The following is a 24,042-nucleotide window of genomic DNA, read 5'->3' as shown; positions in this document are numbered from 1 at the left end:
GCTCTCCCGTAAGGTGTGTTCGCCGGGTGAGACGGACCTGGAAGGATCACGATGACGCAAGAGATGACGGCGAAGGACGAGGCCACCACGGCCGCACCGCCGTTGCCGCCCGTATGGTCCCAGGTCGTGGCCTGGATCCTGACGATCGCCGGTTTCGGGATCTCCGTCTACCTGACGATCACGCACTACGACGAAGAGGCGCTGGTGTGCTCGGCGTCCAGGACCGTCGACTGTCACGCGGTCACGACCAGCGAGTACTCGTCGCTGGTCGGCATTCCCATGCCGCTGCTCGGTCTGGCGTTCTTCGTCGCGTTCGGTGCGCTGATGACACCGTGGGCGCTGCGGTCGACCTGGCCGCCGCTGCGGTGGGGACGGGTCGCGAGCGTGTCGGTCGGCATGCTCTTCGTCGTTTATCTCGTCACCGTGGAACTGGCAATTCTGCACAAAATTTGCCTGTGGTGCAGCGGGGTGCACGTCGTCACCGTCCTGCTGTTCGTTCTCGTACTGATCGACGAATTCCGGCGAATCGGTCAAGTCGACTAGTCTCGCCGGGACCGCGCCGCACGGTCGCGGCGCGGCCCCCACGCAATAGGAGAAACCCCATGAGCAAGGCCGCACGGGAGCGGTCGGCGCGGGAGCGCCTGTCCGCCGAGCGCAAGCGGCAGGCGGCGCGTGCGAAGCAGCGGCGGCTGCTCGCCATCGTCCTCGGGTCCGTGGTCGCGGTGGCGGTCATCGTGGTCGGGACCGTCCTGATCGTCGACCGGCAGCGCGACAACGGCAAGGCCGAGGCGTACACCGGCGCCCTGGCCCCGCTCAGCCGCCAGCAGGACGGCTCGATCGTGATGGCGCAGCCCGGCGTGACCAAACCGGAACTGGAGATCTTCGAGGACTTCCAGTGCCCGGTCTGCAAGCAGTTCGAGGACAGCAGCGGCAAGACCATCCTGGAACTGGCCCGCGAGGGCAAGGTCAAGGTGGTCTACCGGCCGTTCCACCTGTTCGGGCAGCAGCGCGACCCCATCAAGATCAACTCGCTGCGCTCGGCCGAGGCGGCGCTCTGCGTCCCGGCCGACAAGTGGATCTCCTACCATCACGCCCTCTTCCGGTTCCAGCCCCGCGAGGGCGACGAGGGCTTCGCTCCCGACGACCTCGTGAAGTGGGGCAAGGACGTCGGCGTCACGGACGCGAACTTCGAGAAGTGCGTCCGGGACGAGGAGAAGAAGACCCAGGTCCAGGCGATGACCAAGTACGCCCTGCAGGACCGCCGCGTCGAAGGCACCCCGACGGTCTTCCTGAACGGCCAGAAGCTCGAAATGGGCCAGGTCATGAACCCGGGTGCGCTGCGGGCCACCGTCGACCAGGCCCGGGCGTCCGGAAAGTGACGTTCCCGGCCTGACCCGCCTGACCCGCCTGACCCGCCTGATTCGTCTTCCGCCGCGCCGCGCCGATCACCGCGATCGGCGCGGCGCGGCGCGCTTCACCGGGCTCCGCACGCCGCGCCCCGGTATGCTCGTCCGTGCATGAACGGTCACGTACGGTGGCGATCGGGGGATCGATGAGCGAGCATGAGAACGAGCCGTCCGCGCGCCGGCTGCTCACGGAGCACCAGGCACGGGCCGCGGCGAGGGAACGGCGGAAACGGCTGCTCCAGGTCGTCCTCGGCGGTGTCGCCGTGACGTCCGTCCTCGTCGCGGGCGTCGTCGTGGCCTTCTCCCGCGGCGGCGGCCGGGGGTTCGCGGAGGACGCCTACGACGGCCCGCTGGCTCCCACGACCCGCGAGCAGCACGGCGCCGTGGCCATGGCACGGCCCGGCGTCACCGCCCCCGTCCTGGACCTGTACGAGGACTTCCAGTGTCCGATGTGCCGGACCGTGGAGACCAGGGTCGGCGGGACGATCAAGAGACTCGCGGCCGAGGGCAGGGTCAAGGTCGTCTACCGGCCGTTCCAGCTGTTCCAGCAGGACCCGCTCATGTCGAACTCGCGGCGGGCCGCGAACGCCGCCGCGTGCCTGCCGGTCGACCGCTGGGTCCGCTACCACGACAGGCTCTTCGCCGAGCAGCCCCCCGAGGGCGACATCGGCTTCTCCAACGAGAACCTGATCAAGTACGCGGCCGAGCTCGGCGTCACCGACCCGGCGTTCGCCACGTGCGTCCACGACGCCCAGCGCGTCGACCTGGTCGAGAAGGCGAGCGCCCAGGCCGGGAGGTCCGGGGTCGACTCCACCCCGTACCTGGCGCTGAACGGCAGGAAGGTCGACGACGACGTGCTGCGCTCCCCGGACGAGCTGACGAAGGCCGTGGCCCGGGCGGGCGGCGGCCTGGCACCGGCGTCCGGCGGCCCCCGCTCGCGCGACACGGCGGCCGGCGGCGACCCGGCGGCGGCGTAGACGGCGCGCACCGCCTCCGGGACGCGGTAACGTCTGCGGGCATGGAGCCGCTGGCCTATATTCCGAGTCCCTCGCAGGGTGTCTGGCACCTCGGGCCCGTCCCGATCCGCGCCTATGCCGTCATGATCATTCTTGGCATCGTCGTCGCGGTCTGGCTGGGAGAACGCCGCTGGGCCGCCAAGGGCGGCACGCCCGGCGTGGTCGTCGACATGGCCGTGTGGGCGGTGCCGTTCGGTCTCGTCGGCGGGCGGCTCTACCACGTCGCCACCGACTACCAGCGCTACTTCGGCGACGGCGGCGACCCGGTCCGCGCGCTGAAGATCTGGGAGGGCGGCCTCGGCGTCTGGGGCGCGATCGCGCTGGGCGCGCTCGGCGCGGCCATCGGATGCCGGCGGCGCGGGGTCTCCGTGCTCGCGCTCGCCGACGCCGTCGCGCCCGGGATCGTCCTCGCGCAGGGCATCGGCCGGTGGGGCAACTACTGGAACCAGGAGCTGTACGGCCGGCCGCTCGACGCCTTCTGGGCCATCGAGATCAGCGAGGACAAGCGGCCCCGGCTGGACGGCACCGTGCAGCTCGACCCCGAGTACGCCGACGTCGCGACCTACCATCCGACGTTCCTGTACGAGTTCCTGTGGTGCGTCGGCGTCGCGATCCTGGTCATCTGGGCGGACCGCCGCTACAAGCTCACGCACGGCCGCGCCTTCGCGCTCTACGTCGCCGCCTACACGCTCGGACGCGCCTGGATCGAGGCGCTGCGCATCGACGAGGCGCACGAGATCCTCGGCCTGCGGCTGAACGACTGGGTGTCGTTCGTCCTCTTCGTCGGCGCCGTCGCCTACCTGTACCAGGCCCGCGGCCGTACCGGCCCGGAGAAGGTCGGCGTCGCCGCCACGGACCCGGCGTCCGACGCCCCGGCGACGGCCGAACCGGAGCCCGAAGCGAAGGACGAAGCGAAGGACGAAGCGACGGACGAGGCGCAGGACGACGCCGAGGTCGACGACGCCCGGGCGGACGAGGCCGAGGCGGACGAGGCCGCGGAGGAGTCCGGAACCGGGGACGAGAAGGCCGACGCCGAGCCCGGCGACGCGGAGCCCGGGGAGCCGAAGGGGCCCGAGGAGCCGGCGGACGCGGGCGAGGAGCGGGAAGGGGAGCCCGTCAAGGACGGGAAGTAGGCCGTTCGCCCAAGGAATCTGGATGAAACGCCCTTTTGGCCACGCGGGGGCAGCCGGTGCCGCTAAGCTCCCGGACGTGATCGAGGCTCGTGACACAGGCTCCCCGAAGGCCGCGCGCAAGGGGCGCGGGCGGGACTTCTGGCCGGACGACAGACCCGGCCGCCGGTTCCCCGGCCCGAAGCTCCTGTTCGGCGCCGCCGCCGTCCTGGTGGCGGTGGCCGTCGCGATCGTGGCGGTGACGATGTTGACCGGCGGTGGGAAGAAGGACGAGGCCGCGCCGCGGAACGTCCTGCCGACCGCGTACACGCCGGACTACGACGGTGAGGGCTTCCGCTCGATCGCCGCCCGGTCCGCCGACGGTCGCCAGATCACCGAGGGCGAGGCGTTCTCCGCCAAGAGCCTGAAGTCCGGCGCGTACTCCTTCACGCTCGCCGCGTCCGACCTGACGTCCGACTGCAAGGCCGCGACGTGGGGCGCGCGGTTGCAGGGCGACCTCGCCAAGTTCGGCTGCACCCAGATAGCCCGCGCCGCGTACGTGAGCGCGGACAAGAAGCACGTCGGCCAGTTCGTCGTGATCAACCTGGTGAGCGAGGAGGGTGTCAAGCAGATCCTGCGCGACCTCGACCCGCGCACCGAGGCGGGGTGGCCGGTTCCGCTGAAGGCGCCCGGCGTGCCCGCGTCCGGGGCCGGGTTCAGCGCCGCCTACGCCAAGACCTACGGCCACTACGCGGTGATCACGCTGGTGGAGCGGGCCGGTGGGGCCCGGCCCGGCTCGCTCAACGAGATGATCGACGTGAGCCTGGCCGTCGAGAACGCGGCGGACTTCCTGTACGGGCGGCTCAACCTGGCCGCCGGGAAACCCGGCCGGTAGTCTGCGCGTCCGTGGACCCCGATGAGCACCGCCGCGGCGGCGGCCCCCGGCGAGCGCCGGGCGGCCGCCAGGGCGGTCCGTCCTCCCGGGGGCGGTCCGGCCCGCGCCGCGCGGCCCCCGGCCGTGCGGGCACGTCCCGACCGCGTACCCCGCCCCGCCGTCCGCCGCGCCCGGAACGCACCCCTCCACCACCACCGCCGTACGGCCCCGTGGAGGACGAGTTCGGAGAGTACGACCCGCCTCTGGACGCCCCGCCGCCCCGAGCGCGCAAGGCCCGTCCGAGGCGGAGCAAGGGCGGGTTCGGGCCGAAGCCGTACTTCGGCGCGGCGGCCGTCCTCGGCCTGCTCGTGCTCGCCGGACTGGGCGCGGTCGTCCTCCGGAACGGTGAGGAGAGCGGCGCCGCCCCCCGTCCCACGCCCCACGCGAAGATCGGGAAACCGGTCGGGAACGGCCCGTCGCCGGACTCCTATTCCAACTCGCCCTCGACGTCGGCGTACGCGGGCATCGCGTCCCGCGGCGCGGACGCCGCGCCGCTGACGGTGGGGGAGGCGTTCCCGGCGTCGGTCGCGGAGCTGTCCGCCCCGGGCGACGACGGGGAGAAGACGGTGACGGTCAAGCTGCGCGCCAAACGGTTGGACGCCGACTGCGCCGCCGCCGTGTGGGGCGCGACCATCGGGGACGTCCTGGGCAAGGGCGGCTGCACCCAGGCGGCACGGGGGATCTACTCCGACACCGAGAACGGCTACGCGCTGGCCGTCACGGTGTTCAACCTGGCCGGGTCGGCGGACGCGGACCGGTTCGTCACGACGCTGGAGGAGACGCTCGGCGCCGGTTTCGTCCGGCCGCTGGAGGCGCCCGCCCCGCTGGACCGGTTCGGTCGCGGCTTCGGGATGGCGCGCGGCCTGGCCATGGGCCACTTCGCCGTGATCACGTGGGCGGAGCGCCTGGACGGCGACGGAGCGGGCCGGCGTACGGGCGGCGCGACGGGCCAGGCGACGGGCCAGGTAAAGAATGAGGCGAAGAACGAGACTTTGCTGTCGCTGCTGATCGAGGGCGGTAAGGCTCCCGCCGTGCTCGGCAGGGCCGCCCGCGCTTCAAACTGACCTTCCCGGGTAGAATGGTCTAAACCACTGTGAGATGACGCACGGTCGGATCGACGCCTGGAAGTTTCGCGATCTGGGGCGGTCGGGCATGATCCCGGCAGTGCTGTAATGTCATCTCACCGCAGCAGGGCCAACGTCGTCCCGAGCCTGCACTGACATCGAAGCAGTGACACGACGACGACGGGAGGGTTGATGGCTTCTGCTGCCCTCACACCTGCTGCCCGCACGCCCGGCGCGACGGCCCGTCCCCGCGCCCAGGGCCTTTACGACCCGGCGAACGAACACGACGCCTGCGGCGTCGGCATCGTGGCCGACCTGCACGGCCGCAAGAGCCACGACATCGTGCAGAACGCCCTGACCGTTCTGAAGAACCTCGACCACCGCGGCGCCGTGGGCGCGGAGCCGGACGACGGCGACGGCGTCGGCATCCTCGTCCAGATCCCGGACGCGTTCTTCCGCGAGGTCTGCGACTTCCCGCTCCCCGCTCCCGGCTCCTACGCGGCCGGTGCCGCGTTCCTGCCGCGGGACGGTGACGAGCGCGCCGCCGTGACCGCCCACATCGAGGCGCTGTGCGCCGAGGAGGGCCTGACGGTCCTCGGCTGGCGTGAGCTTCCCCACGACCCCGACTTCACCGGCCCGGCCGCCCGGCGGGTCATGCCCCAGTTCGCGCAGCTGTTCGTCGCCGCCGCCCCGGACGGTCCGCACGCCGGCAAGACCGGCCTGGAACTAGACCGTGTCGTGTTCTGCATGCGCGAGCGCGCCGAGCAGGACGTGCCGGTCTACTTCCCGAGCCTGTCGAGCCGGACGATCGTCTACAAGGGGATGCTGACGACCCCGCAGCTGGAGCCGTTCTTCCCCGACCTGTCGGACCGCCGCTTCACCAGCGCGATCGCCCTGGTCCACTCCCGGTTCTCGACCAACACGTTCCCCGCCTGGGAGCTGGCGCACCCGTACCGGTTCATCGCCCACAACGGCGAGATCAACACGGTGAAGGGGAACCGGAACTGGATGCGGGCCCGGGAGGCGCTGCTGGCGTCGGACCTGATCCCCGGCGACCTGTCCCGGATCTACCCGGTGATCGACATCGAGGCCAGCGACACCGCCTCGTTCGACGAGTGCCTGGAACTGCTGCATCTCGGCGGCCGGTCGCTGCCGCACGCCGTGCTGATGATGATCCCGGAGGCGTGGGAGAACCACACCGAGATGGACCCGCGGCGCCGGGCCTTCTACGAGTTCCACTCCACGCTGATGGAGGCGTGGGACGGCCCCGCCAGCGTCAGCTTCACCGACGGCACCGTCGCCGGTGCCGTCCTGGACCGCAACGGGCTGCGCCCCGGCCGGTACTGGGTGACCGACGACGGCCTGGTCGTGCTGTCCAGCGAGGCGGGCGTCCTGGACATCCCGGCGGCCAAGGTCGTCCGGAAGGGCCGCCTCCAGCCCGGCAAGATCTTCCTGGTGGACACCGCCGCCGGACGGATCGTCGAGGACGACGAGGTCAAGGCCCAGCTGGCCGCCGAGCACCCGTACGGCGAGTGGCTGCACGAGGGCCTCGTACGGTTCGAGGAGCTGCCGCACCGGGAGCGGGAGATCCCGACGCACGAGACGCTCGTGAAGCGGCAGCAGTCGTTCGGATACACCCTCGAAGAGCAGCGGATCATCCTGACGCCGATGGCGCGGACCGGCGCCGAGCCGATCGGGTCCATGGGCACCGACACTCCGATCGCGGTCCTGTCGGAGCGGCCGCGACTGCTGTTCGACTACTTCAAGCAACTGTTCGCGCAGGTCACGAACCCGCCGCTGGACGCGATCCGCGAGGAGCTCGTCACCTCGTTGCAGTCCACGCTCGGTCCGGAGGGCAACCTCCTGGACCCCGGCCCGGACTCGTGCCGGCGGCTGGTCCTGCCGACCCCGATCCTCGACAACGACGAACTCTCCAAGATCATCCACATTGACGACGAGGGGTCTCTGCCGCATCTGCGCGCCCATGTCGTCCACGGCCTGTACGACGTCGCGGGCGGGGGAGCGGCGCTGGCGGCCCGGCTGGAGGAGATCAACGCCGAGGTGAGCCGGGCGATCGAGGCGGGCGCCCGGATCATCGTGCTGTCGGACCGCGGCGCCGACCCCGGACGCGCCGCGATCCCGTCGCTGCTGCTGACCGGTGCCGTCCACCACCATCTGATCCGCGAGAAGACCCGCACCCGCGTCGGTCTGGTGATCGAGACGGGCGAGGCCCGCGAGTGCCACCACATGGCGCTGCTGATCGGGTACGGCGCGTCCGCGATCAACCCGTATCTGGCGATCGAGACCGTCGAGGACCTCGTCCGCTGCGGCGCCGTCGACGGCCTCGACCCGGCGCAGGACGTGGTCCGGGCCGTCCGGAACCTCGTCAAGGCGTATGGCAAGGGCGTCCTGAAGATCATGTCGAAGATGGGCGTGTCCACGGTCGCGTCCTACACCGGCGCGCAGATCTTCGAGGCGATCGGGCTCGGCGAGGAGGTCGTGTCCCGCTGCTTCACCGGCACCACGTCCCGGCTCGGCGGCGTCGGCTTCGACGTGCTGGCCCGGGAGGCCGCCGAGCGGCACGCCCGCGCCTACCCGCCGGGCGGCAACGACCTCGCGCACCGGACGCTGGAGGTCGGCGGCGAGTACCAGTGGCGCCGCGAGGGCGAACCGCACCTGTTCGACCCGGAGACGGTGTTCAAGCTCCAGCACGCCACCCGCACCCGCCGCTACGAGATCTTCAAGGAGTACACCTCCACGGTCGACTCGCAGGCCGAGCGGCTGATGACGCTGCGCGGCCTGTTCCGGCTGAAGGAGGGCGAGCGGGAGCCCGTGCCGCTGGACGAGGTCGAACCCGTGTCCGAGATCGTGAAGCGGTTCTCCACCGGCGCGATGTCGTACGGGTCCATCTCCGCGGAGGCCCACGAGACCCTCGCGATCGCGATGAACCGGCTCGGCGGCAAGTCCAACACCGGTGAGGGCGGCGAGGACCCGTCCCGATTCATCCCCGACGCCAACGGCGACCTGCGGCGCAGCGCCATCAAGCAGGTCGCGTCCGGCCGGTTCGGGGTGACGTCGGAGTACCTGACCAACGCCGACGACATCCAGATCAAGATGGCGCAGGGCGCCAAGCCCGGCGAGGGCGGTCAGCTGCCCGGCCACAAGGTGTACCCGTGGATCGCCAAGACCCGGCACTCCACGCCCGGCGTCGGCCTCATCTCGCCGCCGCCGCACCACGACATCTACTCCATCGAGGACCTGGCGCAGCTCATCCACGACCTGAAGAACGCCAACCCGGCGGCGCGCGTGCACGTCAAGCTCGTCGCCGAGGTCGGGGTCGGCACCGTCGCGGCCGGGGTGTCCAAGGCGCACGCCGACGTGGTGCTGATCTCCGGGCACGACGGCGGCACCGGCGCGTCCCCGCTGACGTCGCTGAAGCACGCGGGCGCGCCGTGGGAGCTGGGCCTCGCCGAGACGCAGCAGACGCTGCTGCTGAACGGGCTGCGCGACCGCATCGTCGTGCAGACCGACGGGCAGATGAAGACCGGCCGGGACGTCGTCGTCGCCGCGCTGCTCGGCGCGGAGGAGTACGGCTTCGCGACCGCGCCGCTCGTGGTGTCGGGCTGCGTCATGATGCGGGTCTGCCACCTGGACACCTGCCCGGTCGGCGTCGCCACCCAGAACCCCGTCCTGCGGCAGAGGTTCTCCGGCAAGCCGGAGTTCGTCGTCAACTTCTTCGAGTTCGTCGCCGAAGAGGTCCGCGAGTACCTGGCGGCCCTCGGGTTCCGGTCCCTGGACGAGGCGATCGGGCACGTCGAGATGATCGACACGCGGGACGCCGTGGAGCACTGGAAGGCGGCCGGACTGGACCTGTCCCCGATCCTGCACGCGCCCGAGGTCCCGGACGGCGCCGCGCTGCGCCGCACCACCGACCAGGACCACGGCCTGGAGAAGGCGCTCGACAACACGCTGATCCAGCTGTCCGAGGGCGCCATCGAGCACGGCACCCAGGTGAACCTCGAACTGCCCATCCGCAACATCAACCGCACGGTCGGGACGATGCTCGGGCACGAGATCACCCGGGCGCGCGGCGCGGACGGGCTGCCCGACGACACCATCAACATCACGTTCACCGGCTCGGCGGGCAACTCGTTCGGCGCGTTCGTGCCGCGCGGGATCACGCTGCGGCTCGTCGGAGACGCCAACGACTACGTCGGCAAGGGCCTGTCGGGCGGGCGGCTGACGCTGCGTCCACCGGCCGACGCCGGGTTCGCCGCCGAGGAGCAGATCATCGGCGGGAACGTCATCCTGTACGGCGCGACGTCCGGTGAGCTGTTCGCCCGCGGGATCGTCGGCGAGCGGTTCTGCGTCCGCAACTCGGGCGCCACCGCCGTCGTGGAGGGCGTCGGCGACCACGCCTGCGAGTACATGACCGGGGGCCGAGCCCTGATTCTCGGCCCGACGGGACGCAACCTCGCGGCCGGGATGTCCGGCGGCATCGCCTACGTCCTGGACCTGGTGCCCGAGCGGGTCAACGGCGAGATGGTCGACCTGGAACCGCTGGACGGCGGCGACGTGGAGTTCGTCCGGACGCTGGTCGAACGGCACCTCGCCGAGACGGGTTCCGCGGTGGCGCGCCGCCTGCTGGACGACTGGGACGCCGCCGCCGCCCGCTTCACCAAGATCATGCCGCGTGACTACCGGCGCGTCCTGGAGGCCATGGCCAGGGCCGAGGCCGAGGGACGCGACGTGGACGAGGCCGTCATGGCCGCCGCGCAGAGCTGAGAGAGGGGGACTTCCTTCAATGGCCGACCCGAAGGGTTTTCTGACCGTCCGGCGGGAGCTCCCGAAGCGCCGCCCGGTCGACGTGCGGATCCGCAGCTGGTCCGAGGTCTACGAGGACTTCGGCCGCGACCGCGTCGAGAAGCAGGCGAGCCGCTGCATGGACTGCGGCGTCCCGTTCTGCCACCAGGGCTGCCCGCTCGGCAACCTCATCCCCGAGTGGAACGACCTCGTCTACCGCGAGGACTGGCACGAGGCGATCGAACGGCTGCACGCCACCAACAACTTCCCGGAGTTCACCGGGAGGCTGTGCCCCGCCCCGTGCGAGAGCGCCTGCGTCCTCGGCATCAACCAGGACCCGGTGACCATCAAGCGGGTCGAGGTCGAGATCATCGACCGGGCGTTCGCGGAGGGCTGGGTGCGCCCGCAGCCGCCCGCCGTGCGGACCGGTAGGACGGTCGCGGTCGTCGGCTCGGGGCCCGCGGGCCTCGCCGCCGCGCAGCAGCTCACCCGCGCCGGGCACGACGTCACCGTGTACGAGCGCGCCGACCGTATCGGCGGCCTGCTGCGCTACGGCATCCCCGAGTTCAAGATGGAGAAGCGGCACCTGGACCGGCGCCTGAACCAGATGCGCGCCGAGGGAACCGTCTTCCGGACGTCGGTGAACGTCGGCGTCGACGTCACCGCCGACGAGCTGCGCGCCGGGCACGACGCCGTCGTCCTCGCGGGCGGCGCCACCGCCTGGCGCGACCTGCCCGTCCCCGGACGGGAGCTGAACGGCGTCCACCAGGCGATGGAGTACCTGCCGCCGGCCAACCGGGTCCAGGAGGGCGACTTCGACGAGTCGCCGATCTCCGCGAAGGGCAAGCACGTCGTGGTCATCGGCGGCGGCGACACCGGCGCCGACTGCATCGGGACCGCGATCCGGCAGGGCGCCGCGTCCGTCACCCAGCTGGAGATCATGCCGCGCCCGCCGCAGACCCGTCCTGACGCGCAGCCGTGGCCGACGTACCCGATGCTGTTCAAGGTGGAGAGCGCCCACGAGGAACTCGCCGACCTGGGCGGCGACCGCGTGTACGCGGTGTCCACCACCGAGTTCGTCGACGACGGGAACGGCGACGTCCGCGCGCTGCGGCTCGTGGAGGTCGGCGGCCCGCAGACCGGGTTCCAGCCGGTCGAGGGCACCGAACGGGAGATCCCCGCCGAACTGGTCACGCTCGCGATGGGCTTCGTCGGCCCGGAGCGGGAGGGGCTGCTCGACCAGCTCGGCGTGGACCTCGACCAGCGCGGCAACGTGGTCCGCGACCGCGACTACGCCACGTCCGTGGACGGCGTGTTCGCCGCGGGCGACATGGGCCGCGGCCAGTCGCTCATCGTGTGGGCCATCGCCGAGGGCCGCGCCGCCGCGCACGCCGTCGACGCCTACCTCACCGGCCACACGTCGCTGCCGTACCCGATCCCGCCCACCGCCCGTCCCATCGCCTGACCGTTCAGCCGTTCAGGTCCGCGCCGAGTTCCCGGACGACGTCGACGAGGAGTTCCACGTCCGACTTCGTCGTCCGCCAGTTCAGCGGCGCGGGCCTGAACACGGTCATGCCCCGGTACGTGCTCGTCCCCGCGAAGACGCGTCCGTCGGCGAGGAGGGCCTCGCCGAGATGGGCGTTCAGCTCGTTCAGGCGATGCTCCGGGACGCCGTCCGGCCGGTACCGGAAGCACACGATGCACAGCCGCACCGGCGCGAGCAGCTCCAGGTCCGGCGCCGCCTCGACCAGTTCACCCAGGTGCAGGGCGACGTCCAGATGCCGCTCCACCATCGCGCGGTAGCCGTCGCGCCCGTACGCGCGCAGCGTCGCCCAGATCGGCAGGGCCCGCGCCCGCCGCGACGACTCCGGGCCCAGCATGTTGTAGTTGATCCGCTCGTCGTCCGCGTCCGGCAGGTACGCCGCGCCCCACGCGCCGAACGCGCGGGACAGCAGCGCCGGGTCCCGGACGAACGAGAAACCGCTCTCGTACGGCACGTTCAGCCACTTGTGCCCGTCCGCGGTCACCGAGTCGGCACGTTCCACGCCGCGCGCCAGATGCGCCGTACGCGGCGACAGGGCGGCGAACATCCCGAACGCGCCGTCCACGTGCAGCCACGCGCCGTGCCGCTCCGCCAGGTCGGCGAGCTCGTCGATCGGGTCGGAGTCGCCGGTGTTGACCTCACCGAGGTTCGCCACGATCACCGCCCGGCCGCCGACCCGCTCCAGCGCCGCCTCCATCGCGGCGAGATCGACCCGGCCCGCGTCGTCCCGCGCGAACGTGCGGAGCGTGTCCCGGCCGCAGCCGAGGATCTGCAGCGCCTTGCGGGTGCTCACGTGCACCAGCCCGCTGCTGAACACCGGCATCACCGGGAGCCCGCCGAGGCCGCGTGACGTCACGTCCACGCCGTAGCCGTCCGCCCACCAGTACCGGGCGCACGCCAGGCCCGTCACGTGCGCGAGCGTCGCGCTCGGGGTCAGCACGCCCCCGAACGAGGCGGGCAGCCCGAACAGGTCCTTCAGCCAGCCCAGCACGACCGTCTCCGCCCGCGCGGCGAACGGCGACAGGACCCACAGGCCCGCGCCCTGGTCCAGCAGCGACGTCGCCCAGTCACCCGCCATCGCGGCCGGGGTCGCCCCGCCCACCACGAAGTGGAAGCAGCGCGGCCCGGACGAATGCGTCGCCGCGCCCGTCCCCACCCGTACCAGCCGTTCCACGGCGGCGACCGCCCCGTCGCCCTCCGCGGGCAGCGGGCCGCCGAGCTCGTCCAGCAGGACGTCCTGCGCGGGGTCGTGGACCGGGCGCTCGCCGAGCCCCTCCAAATACGGCCCCGCCGCCCGCGCCACCACGGCGAGCGGCTCGCCGGCCACGTCACGTTCGTCAAGCGGATCACTCATGTCGGACAGCAGACCACATACAGCCCCTCTCCGGGAACGGGCTCCGCCACTCACGCAACCACCAGATCACGGACACATCCGGCCACCCGGCACCCACTTGTGGACTCCCGGTCGGTCGACTACCGTCCGGCCCAGGTTCATCGAACGGCGGCCGGACGGCCCGAGCCCTGTCACGCCACCGTGAACCGCCTGCTCCCGCACGTTGCACGCGGGACCTCAGGGGCCTGGCCACTCACCGCTGGGGTGGCCGGGCCCACCCCCTGACCCGGATCCCGGTGTCCGTTTCCTGCAAGACCGGCCGGATGCGGCCCTCCTACGGTGGGGTCATGAAGGTTCTGCCCGCGAGCGGCCTTGACCGCGCCGCCGAGTTCCTCCGCCTCAACGGCCGTCTCATCGACCGGCACCGGTTCGCCCTCCACTTCCGCGGCGGGCCCGCCGGACCCGTCCTCGCGGCCCTGCGCGCCTACGAGAACCCCGACGGCGGATACGGGCACGCCCTCGAGCCCGACCTGCGCGGCGAGGGCAGCCAACCCGTCCCCGCCCAGCACGCCCTCGACGTCCTCCACGAGTGCGGCGCCGACGACGACCCGAGGGTCGACCGCATTGGCGACTACCTGGCGTCCATCACCGCGCCGGACGGGGGAGTCCCGTTCGTGCTGCCGAGCGTCCGCGAAACCCCTCACGCGCCGTGGTGGCAGACGCCCGACGACCCGCCCGGCGCCATCAACCCCACCGGCACCCTCGCCGGGATGCTGTACCGCGCGGGCTCCCGCCACCCTTGGCTAGGCCCCGCCACGGACTTCTGCTGGCGCCACCTTGAGGACACGGACACCGAACCGGGCCCGTACGACGCCCTGTCCATCCTCGCGTTCCTCGACCACGTCCCCGACCGGGACCGCGCCGAGGCGGCCTTCACCCGCCTCCGCGACGCCCTCGCCGCACCCGTGACCCTGGACCCGCACGCCGCCGGAGCCCAGCACCTTCCGCTCGACTTCGCCCCGACACCGGACGGGTACGGCCGCCGCCTCTTCACCGCCGACGCCATCGACGCCCACCTCGACGCCCTGATCGACGCGCAGGCCGACGACGGCGGCTGGGACGTCCCCTTCCTCATTTGGACGCCGATCACCCGCCCCGAATGGCGCGGCCTCATCACCGTCGAACGCCTACGCACCCTCCACGCCCACAATCGCCTCAAGCCCTAGCCAGGCACGCGACCGCACACCCGCCCGTCGCAAGCGAAACCGACCGGATCGCGAAGCGATACCGCGTTCCCCCAGACACGTTCACGAAGCGAGCCGCAAGGCAAGCGGGGAGGGCCGGACCTGCAAAACGCAACGGCCTCAGCCCGCACGCGAACGCGTGACCCGCCCGGTGCAGCGATGCCGGAGGCGAGCGGAACCGGGCGGATCGCGAAGCGATGCGCGTTCGCCCAGGGACGGTCACGTAGCGAGCCGCTAGGCGAGCGAAGTGGGCCGTGCCTGCAATAAGTACAGCTCACAGCAGGTTTCGGGCGGGTTCGCCCGCCAGTGCGCGGACCTCGTGTGCGAAATGCGCCTGGTCGGCGTAGCCCGCCGCGAACGCAGCGCCCGCCAGCGGCTCGCCTGCGCGGGCCAGCCTCAGCGCCCGTTGGAATCGCAGTACCCGCTGGAGCGTCTTCGGTCCGTAACCGAACGCCGCGAGGGAACGTCGCCGGAGCTGTCGCTCGCTGATGCCGAGGCCGTCCGCCACGTCCCGCACCGAACGGTCTTCGAGCCCGGACACCACCGCCGGGACGAGCGGATCCGGGGGCCGCATCCGCTCGCGGACCGCCGCGACCAGTGCCGCACGGGGGTCGCGCGCCGCGCCGACGGTCTCCGCCAGCCGGTCGGCCTCCCCGCCCCACAGGTCCCGCAGCGGCAGCCGCCCGTCGCGGATCGCGTCCGCGGGGACGCCCAGCACCGGCGGCGCCGTCCCGGGCGCGAACCGCACCGCCGTCACCGCGTCGCCCGGCTCCATCACCGCCGGGATCGGCCCGGTGTCCGGACCCGCGACCAGGATTCCCGACGCCGACCACATCAGGTCCACGCACCCGTCGGGCACGACGCGCTGCGTGAACGGCTCGGCGTCCCGCGGCAGCGTCGCCGTCCACGAGCACGCCAGCCCCGGCGCCGGATACTCGCGATAACTCGGCCGAACAGAGCCCGTCGCCTTCACCTCTCCTGCATATCACCCGCGCTCGCGGGCAGGGCCACGGAGGACCCCTTCCGAACAGGAGAACGACCATGCCGAACAATGATCTCCAGGGCAGGACCAATCGCCTTCCTCTGCGCACCCGAGGGCACCGAGCAGGTCGAGCTGACCGAACCCTGGACGGCCGTCGAGCAGGCCGGCGGGACGCCCCGGCTGATCTCCACCGCGTCCGGGGAGATCCGGGCGTTCGACCACCTCGACCGGGCCGACACCTTTCCCGTGGACGCCACGGTCGCCGAGTCCGATCCCGGCGCGTTCGACGCGCTCGCACTGCCCGGCGGCGTCGCCAACCCCGACTTCCTGCGCACGGACCCGGACGCGGTCGCGTTCGTCAAGGCGTTCTTCGACGCGGGCAAGCCCGTCGCGGTCATCTGCCACGGCCCGTGGACGCTCATCGAGGCGGACGTGGTCCGGGGCCGCACCGTCACCTCGTGGCCGAGCCTCCGGACGGACCTGCGCAACGCCGGGGCCACCTGGGTGGACGAGGAGGTGCGGATCTGCGAGGACGGGCCCAACGTCCTGGTCAGCAGCCGCAAGCCCGACGATCTCAAGGCGTTCTGCCAGGCCGCCGTCGAGGCGTTCAAACGCTGACCGGCCCCCTGTGGTCTAGACCTTGAGCTAGACCACTCGGTGAACCCCAAACGACCATATCCTGCATGAACATACCTACCCGCAGGTAACTAAGTACGGTTGTGCACGTGAACCGTCGAGCGAAGATAGTCAGCACCATCGGCCCCGCCTGCTCCAGCACCGAGCAGATCCAGGCCCTCGTCGAGGCCGGCATCGACGTCGCGCGCCTCAATATGAGCCACGGCGACCATGCCGTCCACGAGGAGGTCTACCACCGGGTCCGGGCCGCCGCCGACGCCACCGGACGCGGCGTCGGCATCCTCGCGGACCTGCAGGGTCCCAAGATCCGCATCGGGCGCTTCCCCGACGGCCCCGTGCGCCTCACCCTCGGCGACGCGTTCACCATCACCACCGACGACGTTCCCGGCACCCGGCGCGAGGTCTCCACCACCTACCAGGGCCTGCCCGGCGATGTCAGCCCCGGCGACACCGTCCTCATCGACGACGGCCGTGTCGCCCTGGAGGTCACCGGCGTCGACGGCGCCCGCGTCCACACCACCGTCACCGTCGGGGGCATGGTCTCCGACAACAAGGGCCTCAACCTTCCCGGCGTCCCGGTGAGCGTTCCCGCCCTCACCGACAAGGACGAACGGGACCTGCGCTGGGCGCTGCGCCTCGGCGTCGACCTGGTCGCCCTGTCGTTCGTCCGCACCCCCGCCGACGCCGACATCTGCTACCAGATCATGGAGGAGGAGGGCGTGCGCGTCCCCCTCATCGGCAAGATCGAGAAGCCGCAGGCGGTCGAGCGGCTTCCCGAGATCGTCGCCGCCTTCGACGGCATCATGGTCGCCCGCGGCGACCTCGGCGTCGAACTGCCCCTGGAGCAGGTCCCGATCGTCCAGAAGCGCGCCATCGAGCTCTGCCGCGAGAAGGCCCGCCCGGTCATCGTCGCCACCCAGATGCTCGAATCGATGATCTCCGCGCCGCGGCCCACCCGCGCCGAGACCTCCGACGTCGCCAACGCCGTCTTCGAGGGCGCCGACGCCGTGATGCTCTCCGGCGAGACCAGCGTCGGTCAGTATCCCGTCGAGTCGGTGCTGACCATGAGCCGGATCGTGCAGACCGCGGAGGAGGCCGCCCTCCAGGCCACCCACACCCTGGAGCGCATGCCCGAGACGGTCGGTGGGGCCATCGCCCGCGCCGCCGCCGAGGTCGGCGCCATCGTCCGCGCCGAGGCGCTCGCCGCGTTCACGATGTCGGGGGAGACCGCCCGGCGCCTGTCCCGCTACCGGTCGCCGATCCCGCTGCTCGCCTTCACGTCCGTGCCCGCCGTCCGGGGACGCCTCGCCCACGTGTGGGGCGTCGAGACCTTCGTCGTCCCGCACGCCGACCACACCGACGCCATGTTCGCCCAGGTGGAACAGGCCCTCCTCGAACTCGGCCGCTGCCAGAAGGGCGACAAGGTCGTCGTCGTCGCCGGTTCGCCCCCCGGAACCCCCGGCTCCACCAACGCGCTCCGCGTTCACGCCATCGGCGACGCCATCGCCGTCCAGCACTGACCGGCGCCCCGGGCGGCCCGCCGGGCACCGCGCGACCGCACCCGCGCGGTGCCCCGGTCTCAGACCGGCGCCGCTGGTTCGAGGCGCTGGATCACTAACCGATCTCATTTGCACGTCACTCCGGAAACGTGCGCGCGGTGGCGTGGACGACCGTCGATAATTCGCTGTCCGCGAGGCGCTCGTCGTCCGTCCGGGGCCGTTCGACGGACGCGTGAGGGGTGAAGAAGCGTCGAAGCCGCCGCCTTTCGCCGGGCGGCGGCTTCGTGAGGTGTGCCCCGAGTGGGATTCGAACCCACACTAGATGGTGTTTGAGACCATTTCCTCTGCCGTTGGGATATCGGGGCTTGGTCCGGTGAAAGCGGACGACGAGGCGATGATAGCTGGGCGGTGCCCTGGCAGGGGCGGCACAGGACAGGGTAGCGGGTTTCGGTAGGCTCGTGGGCGTGGAGAGCGCTCGGCGAGTGGTGATCGCGGAAGACGAGGCCCTGATCCGGCTGGACCTGAAGGAGATGCTTCAGGAGGACGGATACGAGGTCGTCGGAGAGGCCGGGGACGGTGAGGCGGCCGTGCGGCTGGCCGGTGAGCTGCGTCCCGACCTGGTGATCCTCGATGTCAAGATGCCGGTGCTGGACGGCATCTCGGCGGCGGAGCGGATCTCGGCGGAGCGGATCGCGCCGGTGGTGATCCTCACCGCGTTCTCCCAGCGCGAACTCGTCCAGCGTGCCACGGAGGCGGGCGCGATGGCCTACCTCGTCAAGCCGTTCTCCAAGACCGACCTCGCGCCGGCGATCGAGATGGCCGTCAGCCGGTACACCGAGCTGCGGGCGCTGGAGGCGGAGGTCGCAGGCCTGCAGGAACGCCTGGAGACCCGCAAGGTGGTCGACCGCGCCAAGGGGCTGTTGCAGCAGGCGCACGGGTGGTCGGAGCCGGACGCGTTCCGGTGGATCCAGAAGACGTCCATGGACCGGCGGCTCACGATGCGGGCCGTCGCGGAGGCGGTCGTGGCGGGGGCCGCGGGAGGCGAGTCGCGGGGCTCCGGGACGGGGCCGCAGGGGCCGGACGAGCCGCCCGCGAGTTGACGTTTCAACCCTGCCATTCATCACGTTGTCAAGAGTCAAACCGAAAGATTCGGACTGGACCTGGTTGATTACGTAGAGTAATCATGCCTGGCAATGCCCGGTATCGGATGAGCACGGGGTCGTAACGAACGAGTAACCCTTCTATCCGAGGGTCCTGTTCTGGGGCGGGTCGACGGTGTACGACATACCTGGTCCCCGGTTGACCGATTCCTCCAACCGAGAGTCGGCGTCGGGGCACGACTCGTACCCGATCCTCTCCTGGATCCGGATGGAAAGGTTGGGCACCTTGCGGCGCAACAAGATGAGGATCACCGGCGCGGTGGTGATGGGCGTGACGCTCGCACTCAGCGCCGTGGCCTGCGGTGGCGATGACGACGGGGGTAGCGGCGGCGGCGGTGACGAGGTCACGATCGGGTTCATGGGCGACCTGACCGGTGAGAACTCGGGTCTGGTGATCCCGCCCAAGCAGGGCGCGCAGCTGGCCATCGAGCAGTACAACGCGACCAACCCCAAGGTCAAGATCAAGTTTAAGACATATGACAGCCAGGGCAAGGCGGAGCAGGCGACGCCCCTGGCGCAGGGCGCGGTCAAGGACGACAAGATCGTTGGTTTGATCGGGCCCGCCTTCTCCGGTGAGTCCGAGAGCGTCGGTCCGATCCTGGAAGAGGCCAAGGTCCCGAGCGTGTCGCCGTCCGCGACGAGCATCACGCTGGCCGAGAAGGGCTGGAAGTACTGGCACCGCGTGGTCGCCGACGACGCCGTGCAGAGTGACGGCGCCGCGAACTTCCTGGTGAACTCGGTCAAGGCGAAGAAGCTGTACCTGGTGTCCGACAACCAGGCCTACGGCAAGGGCCTCACCGACGCCATCGCGAAGGCGGCCGGCGGCAAGGGAGCCCAGACCCAGACGGACGCGGTGGACGACAAGGCCACGGACTACTCCTCGACCGTCAACAAGATCAACCAGTTCAAGCCCGACGCGGTGTACTTCGGTGGTTACTACGCGGTGGCGGGACGGCTCTTCAAGCAGCTCCGCGAGGGCGGCTACAAGGGCAAGATGATGTCGGGCGACGGCTCGCTCGCCGCCGGGCTGATCGAGGGCGCCGGCCAGGAGAACGCGCAGGGCGCGCTGCTGAGCTGCGGCTGCCTCATCGACGCCGAGGGCAAGACCAACGAGAAGGCCAAGAAGTTCGCGACCGACTACAAGACCAAGTTCGGTTCCGAGGTCGCGATCTACTCGACGGAGGGCTACGACGCCGCGACGGCCTTCATCGAGGCGGTCAAGGCGGGCCACACCGAGCCGGAGGCGATCAACAACTTCCTGAAGACGCTGAACGCCCAGGGTGTCGGGAAGCCGATCAAGTTCGACGACAAGGGTGAGCTCGCGGCGCAGGACATCTTCATCTACGAGGTGAAGGGCAACACGATCCCCCTCCTCGGAAACAGCAACGAAGCGAAGGTCTCGTAGGCGTCACCACGCCAGTACAGACCTGACCGTCCCCCGTTCCGGGGGCCCTTGATGGCGCGGGAGCGGGAGCGCTACAGCGCTCCCGCTCCTTTGACGAAGGCGACCGAAGGTGCTCGACGACTTCATCAATCAATTCTGGCCGTCGACCATCGACGGGCTGGCGCTAGGCGCGATCTACGCGCTTTTGGCGCTCGGCTACACGATGGTCTACGGCGTGCTCAGGCTGATCAATTTCGCGCATGCCGACATCTTCATGGTCGGTACGTTCGCCGCGCTGTGGACCGCGCGGTCCATGGGCGTGTCCGACGTGGGGGGTTTCGCCCTCATCGGCGTCGTGGTGCTGATGGCCGTGGTGGCCGGCACCGTCGCGGGCGGCGGCGCGATGCTGCTGGAGGCGACCGCGTACCGGCCGCTGCGCAAGAAAGGCGCGTCCCGGCTCGCGGCGCTGATCTCCGCGATCGGCGCGTCGATCTTCATCCAGCAGCTGATGGGCACGGTGGGCGTTCGCTGGATCTTCGGGACCTCGAAGGAGGGGGGCAAGCTCGACGTCAACGAGCACTTCAAGGATCTGTCGAACGTCGTCGACACCGGCGGGATCGTGATCCGCAACGATCAACTGATCATCTTCGTCGGCGCGGTGCTGATGATGGTCGCGCTGGACCAGTTCGTGAACCGGACGAGGCTCGGCCGCGGAATCCGCTCGACGGCGCAGGACCCGGAGACCGCGGTCCTGATGGGCGTCAACATCGACCGGGTGGTGTCGGCGACGTTCCTCGTCGGCGGCATCATGGCGGGCGTCGCCGCCGCGCTGTACTTCCTGCGGTTCGAGACCACGAACTACTTCGTCGGATTCCTGCTCGGCATCAAGGCCTTCACCGCGGCGGTGCTCGGCGGCATCGGCAACATCCGCGGCGCGCTGGCCGGCGGCTTCACCCTGGGGCTGCTGGAGATGTACGGGTCGAGCATCTTCGGATCTCAGTGGCGGGACGTCGTCGCGTTCACCCTGCTGATCCTCGTCCTGATGTTCCGTCCCACCGGCATTCTCGGTGAATCTCTCCAGCGGGCGCGCGCATGAACCTCACGAAGAACGGAAACGGAAACGGCGGCCTCGGCCAGGTCCGCGACAGGCTCTCCCTCGATCCGCTCCGCGACGCCTGGGCCGGCGCCCCGGCCGCGGTGCGCTGGATCGTGTACGGCCTGCTCATCATCGGCGGGCTGCTCCTGCCGAGCGAGTCGATCGGCTCGTTCATGGCGCCGAGCGGCGTCGACTGGCCCGGGATGCTGAGCACCCAGATCGCGATCTACGTGTTGCTCGCGATCGGCCTGAACGTCGTGGTCGGCATGGCCGGCCTGCTCGACCTCGGATACGTGGCCTTCTACGCGGTCGGCGCCTACACGATGGCGATCTTCGCGACCAAGTACCATTGGACGTTCTGGGAGTCGCTGGTCCTGGCGATCGCGTTCTCCGCGCTGGCCGGGGTGATCCTCGGTGCGCCGACACTGCGGCTGCGCGGCGACTATCTGGCGATCGTCACGCTCGGCTTCGGTGAGATCGTCAAACGGACCGCGAACAACAGCGACTACGTGAACGGACCGCGCGGTGTGCAGGGCATCCCGCACCCGCCGTCGCTGTCGGAGTGGGAGATCCTCGGCGTGCAGCCGCTGAAGTACGGCCTGCTGGACGCCCGTCCGTACTACTACCTGCTCCTGCTGTTCATCATCGTCTCGATCATCTTCGTGAAGCGGCTGGAGCGGTCGCGGGTGGGCCGCGCGTGGGCGTCGATCCGCGAGGACGAGGACGCGGCGGAGCTCATGGGCGTGCCGACGTTCAAGTTCAAGCTGGCGGCGTTCGCCATCGGCGCCGCGATCGGCGGCAGCGGCGGCGTGGTCTACGCCTCGCAGCAGACGTCCATCACCCCGCTGAACTTCGAGTTCATCGTGTCGGCGCTGATCCTGGCCGGTGTGGTCCTGGGCGGTTCGGGCAACCTGCCCGGCGTGATGCTGGGCGCCGCGCTGCTGGCCTGGCTGCCGGAGCGGTTCCGGGAGTTGAAGGACTACCGGATGCTGATCTTCGGTGCGGCACTGGTGGTCATGATGATCTTCCGTCCGGAGGGGCTGTGGCCGTCCCGGCAGCGCAAGGCCGAACTGGCCGAGGGCACCGGCGGCATGGGCAGCCTGGGAGCCGAGGTCGCCGTACCGGAACATGACGGCCCCGGCCCGGTGGAGACACGGGAGGAGGGCAAGTGAGCGGGACGAAGAACCCGATGCCCGTGCTCGAACTGCGCGACATCGTCATGCGGTTCGGCGGCGTGGTCGCGCTCAACAAGGTGAACATCACGATCGCCGAGGGCGAGATCTTCGCGTTGATCGGCCCGAACGGCGCCGGGAAGACGACGGTGTTCAACGTCACCACCGGCGTGTACCGGCCGTCCGAGGGCCAGGTCGTGTTCCGCGGCAAGCGCATCGACGGAAAGAAGCGGTACGTCGTCACCAAACTGGGTGTGGCGCGGACGTTCCAGAACGTGCGCCTGTTCCACAACATGTCGGCGGTCGAGAACGTCCTGGTGGGCGCGGACGCGCACCACCGGACGGGATTCGTCGGCGCGAGCCTCGGACTGCCGTGGCATCGCCGGGAGGAGCGCCGCGGCCGGGAGAAGGCCCGTGAGCTGCTGGAACTGGTCGGCATCCCGCACCGCGGCGAGGAGGCCGCGAAGAACCTCCCGTACGGCGACCAGCGGCGTCTGGAGATCGCGCGGGCGCTGGCGACCGACCCGAAGCTGCTGCTGCTGGACGAGCCCGCCGCGGGCATGAACCCCGCGGAGAAGGTGGCGTTGCAGGACCTGATCCGCAGGATCCGCGACACCGGCGTGACCGTGCTGCTCATCGAGCACGACATGAGCCTGGTGATGGGGATCAGCGACCGGGTCGCGGTGCTCGACTTCGGGCAGAAGATCGCCGACGGCCTTCCGGCCGAGGTGCAGAACGATCCGCGGGTGATCGAGGCGTATCTGGGGGCTCCGGCCGATGCTTCTTGAGATCGAGGACATCCACGTCCACTACGGAAAGATCGCGGCGCTGAAGGGCATCACGGCGTCCGTCGACGACGGCGAGATCGTGACGCTGATCGGCGCGAACGGCGCCGGGAAGACGACCACGCTGAAGACGGTCTCGGGCCTGCGGAACCTGTCCTCGGGCGCGATCCGCTTCGACGGCCGGGACATCAGCCGGATGCCCGGGCACAAACGGGTCCTCGCCGGGATCGGGCAGGCCCCGGAGGGGCGCGGGATCTTCCCCGGGATGACCGTGGAGGAGAACCTCCTGATGGGCGCCTACGCCCGGAAGGACGACGCGTCCAAGGAACTGGCCGAGGCGTACGAGCTGTTCCCGCGCCTGGCCGAGCGGCGGACGCAGGCGGGCGGCACGATGTCCGGCGGCGAGCAGCAGATGCTCGCGATCGGGCGCGCGCTCATGGCCAAGCCGAAGGTGCTGCTCCTGGACGAGCCGTCGATGGGCCTCGCGCCCATGCTCGTCCAGCAGATCTTCTCGATCATCGTGGAGATCAACCGGCGGGGCACCACGGTGCTGCTGGTGGAGCAGAACGCCCAGCAGGCGTTGCAGATCGCGCACCGCGCGTACGTGCTGGAGACGGGCCGGGTCGTGAAGTCGGCCCCGGCGCGCGACCTCCTCGACGACCCGCAGGTCCGCGCGGCCTACCTGGGTGGCGCGTCGGGCGACGACCTGGCCGCGGCCCCGGACGTCGCGTCGGCCTCGTCGGCTGCCTCGGCCTCGGACGCCCCGTCCGCCGAACCGGCGGACGACCGGGAAGAGGGAAGTTCCACGTAACGGCTCCCAGTTCGCGTCACGCGCCCGTCCAGTCCGGTTCGCCGGGTCTGGGCGGGCGCGTCGCG

General features: G+C 70.8%; 19 protein-coding genes and 1 tRNA gene. 17 read left to right on the top strand and 3 right to left on the bottom strand.

Going from position 1 to position 24,042, the window contains the following annotated elements:
• The first annotated feature begins 51 nt into the window (after window positions 1-51).
• From D0T12_RS09400 to D0T12_RS09365, 8 genes are all read left to right on the top strand, one after another.
• Window positions 52-543: a vitamin K epoxide reductase family protein gene (locus tag D0T12_RS09400; protein WP_117399123.1), complete on the top strand. Its 492-nt coding sequence runs from the start codon at window positions 52-54 to the stop codon at window positions 541-543.
• A gap of 59 nt (window positions 544-602) precedes the next feature.
• Window positions 603-1,379, top strand: a complete 777-nt coding sequence (locus tag D0T12_RS09395; RefSeq protein WP_117399122.1) for a DsbA family protein — start codon at window positions 603-605, stop codon at window positions 1,377-1,379.
• A gap of 173 nt (window positions 1,380-1,552) precedes the next feature.
• A complete protein-coding gene (locus D0T12_RS09390) occupies window positions 1,553-2,383 on the top strand; it encodes a DsbA family protein (RefSeq protein WP_117399121.1) in 831 nt (276 codons plus the stop codon).
• A 41-nt stretch (window positions 2,384-2,424) separates the two neighbouring features.
• Window positions 2,425-3,555: a prolipoprotein diacylglyceryl transferase gene (gene lgt, locus D0T12_RS09385; RefSeq protein WP_117399120.1), complete on the top strand. Its 1,131-nt coding sequence runs from the start codon at window positions 2,425-2,427 to the stop codon at window positions 3,553-3,555.
• Window positions 3,556-3,631: 76 nt separating this feature from the next.
• Window positions 3,632-4,426, top strand: coding sequence for a hypothetical protein (locus tag D0T12_RS09380; protein ID WP_117399119.1), 795 nt, complete (start codon window positions 3,632-3,634; stop codon window positions 4,424-4,426).
• 11 nt (window positions 4,427-4,437) lie between these two features.
• On the top strand, window positions 4,438-5,529 hold the full coding sequence (locus D0T12_RS09375; protein ID WP_147339462.1) for a hypothetical protein: 1,092 nt from the start codon (window positions 4,438-4,440) through the stop codon (window positions 5,527-5,529).
• A gap of 192 nt (window positions 5,530-5,721) precedes the next feature.
• Window positions 5,722-10,314, top strand: a complete 4,593-nt coding sequence (gene gltB / locus D0T12_RS09370) for a glutamate synthase large subunit (protein WP_117399117.1) — start codon at window positions 5,722-5,724, stop codon at window positions 10,312-10,314.
• Between the two features lie 19 nt (window positions 10,315-10,333).
• Window positions 10,334-11,797 carry a glutamate synthase subunit beta gene (locus tag D0T12_RS09365; protein WP_117399116.1) on the top strand — a complete coding sequence of 488 codons (1,464 nt, stop codon included), beginning with the start codon at window positions 10,334-10,336 and terminating at the stop codon, window positions 11,795-11,797.
• Between the two features lie 4 nt (window positions 11,798-11,801).
• On the opposite strand, the gene D0T12_RS09360 is transcribed toward D0T12_RS09365, so the two are convergent.
• Complete coding sequence (locus tag D0T12_RS09360) at window positions 11,802-13,229, bottom strand: pyridoxal phosphate-dependent decarboxylase family protein (RefSeq protein WP_117399115.1); 1,428 nt, start codon at window positions 13,227-13,229, stop codon at window positions 11,802-11,804.
• A 326-nt stretch (window positions 13,230-13,555) separates the two neighbouring features.
• Here D0T12_RS09360 and D0T12_RS09355 point away from each other — a divergent pair, with 326 nt between their 5' ends.
• Complete coding sequence (locus tag D0T12_RS09355) at window positions 13,556-14,434, top strand: hypothetical protein (protein ID WP_147339460.1); 879 nt, start codon at window positions 13,556-13,558, stop codon at window positions 14,432-14,434.
• Between the two features lie 292 nt (window positions 14,435-14,726).
• On the opposite strand, the gene D0T12_RS09350 is transcribed toward D0T12_RS09355, so the two are convergent.
• Window positions 14,727-15,425, bottom strand: a complete 699-nt coding sequence (locus D0T12_RS09350) for a helix-turn-helix domain-containing protein (RefSeq protein ID WP_117399113.1) — start codon at window positions 15,423-15,425, stop codon at window positions 14,727-14,729.
• 78 nt (window positions 15,426-15,503) lie between these two features.
• Between D0T12_RS09350 and D0T12_RS09345 the strand changes: the two genes are divergently transcribed.
• Together D0T12_RS09345 and pyk are read left to right on the top strand one after the other, a co-directional pair.
• Complete coding sequence (locus D0T12_RS09345; RefSeq protein ID WP_117399112.1) at window positions 15,504-16,052, top strand: type 1 glutamine amidotransferase domain-containing protein; 549 nt, start codon at window positions 15,504-15,506, stop codon at window positions 16,050-16,052.
• Window positions 16,053-16,159: 107 nt separating this feature from the next.
• Window positions 16,160-17,590, top strand: coding sequence for a pyruvate kinase (pyk, locus tag D0T12_RS09340; protein ID WP_117399721.1), 1,431 nt, complete (start codon window positions 16,160-16,162; stop codon window positions 17,588-17,590).
• A gap of 271 nt (window positions 17,591-17,861) precedes the next feature.
• On the opposite strand, the gene D0T12_RS09335 is transcribed toward pyk, so the two are convergent.
• A tRNA-Leu gene (locus tag D0T12_RS09335) sits at window positions 17,862-17,934 on the bottom strand.
• Between the two features lie 117 nt (window positions 17,935-18,051).
• On the opposite strand from D0T12_RS09335, the gene D0T12_RS09330 reads away from it, so the two are divergent.
• The 6 genes from D0T12_RS09330 to D0T12_RS09305 all read left to right on the top strand — a co-directional run bounded on the left by D0T12_RS09330 (window position 18,052) and on the right by D0T12_RS09305 (window position 23,977).
• On the top strand, window positions 18,052-18,669 hold the full coding sequence (locus D0T12_RS09330; RefSeq protein WP_117399111.1) for an ANTAR domain-containing response regulator: 618 nt from the start codon (window positions 18,052-18,054) through the stop codon (window positions 18,667-18,669).
• Window positions 18,670-18,955: 286 nt separating this feature from the next.
• Entirely contained in the window at window positions 18,956-20,134 is a 1,179-nt protein-coding gene (locus tag D0T12_RS09325; protein WP_199487389.1) for a branched-chain amino acid ABC transporter substrate-binding protein, read from the top strand.
• 109 nt (window positions 20,135-20,243) lie between these two features.
• Window positions 20,244-21,209 (top strand): branched-chain amino acid ABC transporter permease, encoded by a 966-nt coding sequence (locus tag D0T12_RS09320; protein ID WP_117399109.1) that lies wholly within the window; start codon window positions 20,244-20,246, stop codon window positions 21,207-21,209.
• The gene (locus D0T12_RS09315; RefSeq protein ID WP_117399108.1) at window positions 21,206-22,381 is read left to right on the top strand and encodes a branched-chain amino acid ABC transporter permease; all 1,176 of its coding nucleotides are present in this window, start codon (window positions 21,206-21,208) and stop codon (window positions 22,379-22,381) included. The genes D0T12_RS09320 and D0T12_RS09315 overlap by 4 nt, the downstream gene beginning before the upstream one ends.
• Before the next feature lie 17 nt (window positions 22,382-22,398).
• Window positions 22,399-23,169, top strand: a complete 771-nt coding sequence (locus tag D0T12_RS09310) for an ABC transporter ATP-binding protein (protein ID WP_117399720.1) — start codon at window positions 22,399-22,401, stop codon at window positions 23,167-23,169.
• Window positions 23,159-23,977 (top strand): ABC transporter ATP-binding protein, encoded by an 819-nt coding sequence (locus D0T12_RS09305; protein ID WP_117399107.1) that lies wholly within the window; start codon window positions 23,159-23,161, stop codon window positions 23,975-23,977. The genes D0T12_RS09310 and D0T12_RS09305 overlap by 11 nt, the downstream gene beginning before the upstream one ends.
• Window positions 23,978-24,042 lie beyond the last annotated feature (65 nt).

Source organism: Actinomadura spongiicola, assembly GCF_003432485.1.
Lineage (GTDB): Bacteria > Actinomycetota > Actinomycetes > Streptosporangiales > Streptosporangiaceae > Spirillospora > Spirillospora spongiicola.
The sequence above is the reverse complement of the archived record's forward strand: the minus strand, read 5'-3'. Positions and strand labels throughout refer to the sequence as shown.

What these genes read in the sequence shown, in the direction of transcription:
- D0T12_RS09400 (WP_117399123.1), top strand. Translation starts at nt 52, where the DNA reads ATGACGCAAGAGATGACGGCGAAGGACGAGGCCACCACGGCCGCACCG.
- D0T12_RS09395 (WP_117399122.1), top strand. Translation starts at nt 603, where the DNA reads ATGAGCAAGGCCGCACGGGAGCGGTCGGCGCGGGAGCGCCTGTCCGCC.
- D0T12_RS09390 (WP_117399121.1), top strand. Translation starts at nt 1,553, where the DNA reads ATGAGCGAGCATGAGAACGAGCCGTCCGCGCGCCGGCTGCTCACGGAG.
- lgt (WP_117399120.1), top strand. Translation starts at nt 2,425, where the DNA reads ATGGAGCCGCTGGCCTATATTCCGAGTCCCTCGCAGGGTGTCTGGCAC.
- gltB (WP_117399117.1), top strand. Translation starts at nt 5,722, where the DNA reads ATGGCTTCTGCTGCCCTCACACCTGCTGCCCGCACGCCCGGCGCGACG.
- D0T12_RS09365 (WP_117399116.1), top strand. Translation starts at nt 10,334, where the DNA reads ATGGCCGACCCGAAGGGTTTTCTGACCGTCCGGCGGGAGCTCCCGAAG.
- D0T12_RS09360 (WP_117399115.1), bottom strand. Translation starts at nt 13,229, where the DNA reads ATGAGTGATCCGCTTGACGAACGTGACGTGGCCGGCGAGCCGCTCGCC.
- D0T12_RS09355 (WP_147339460.1), top strand. Translation starts at nt 13,556, where the DNA reads ATGAAGGTTCTGCCCGCGAGCGGCCTTGACCGCGCCGCCGAGTTCCTC.
- D0T12_RS09345 (WP_117399112.1), top strand. Translation starts at nt 15,504, where the DNA reads ATGATCTCCAGGGCAGGACCAATCGCCTTCCTCTGCGCACCCGAGGGC.
- D0T12_RS09315 (WP_117399108.1), top strand. Translation starts at nt 21,206, where the DNA reads ATGAACCTCACGAAGAACGGAAACGGAAACGGCGGCCTCGGCCAGGTC.
- D0T12_RS09310 (WP_117399720.1), top strand. Translation starts at nt 22,399, where the DNA reads ATGCCCGTGCTCGAACTGCGCGACATCGTCATGCGGTTCGGCGGCGTG.
- D0T12_RS09305 (WP_117399107.1), top strand. Translation starts at nt 23,159, where the DNA reads ATGCTTCTTGAGATCGAGGACATCCACGTCCACTACGGAAAGATCGCG.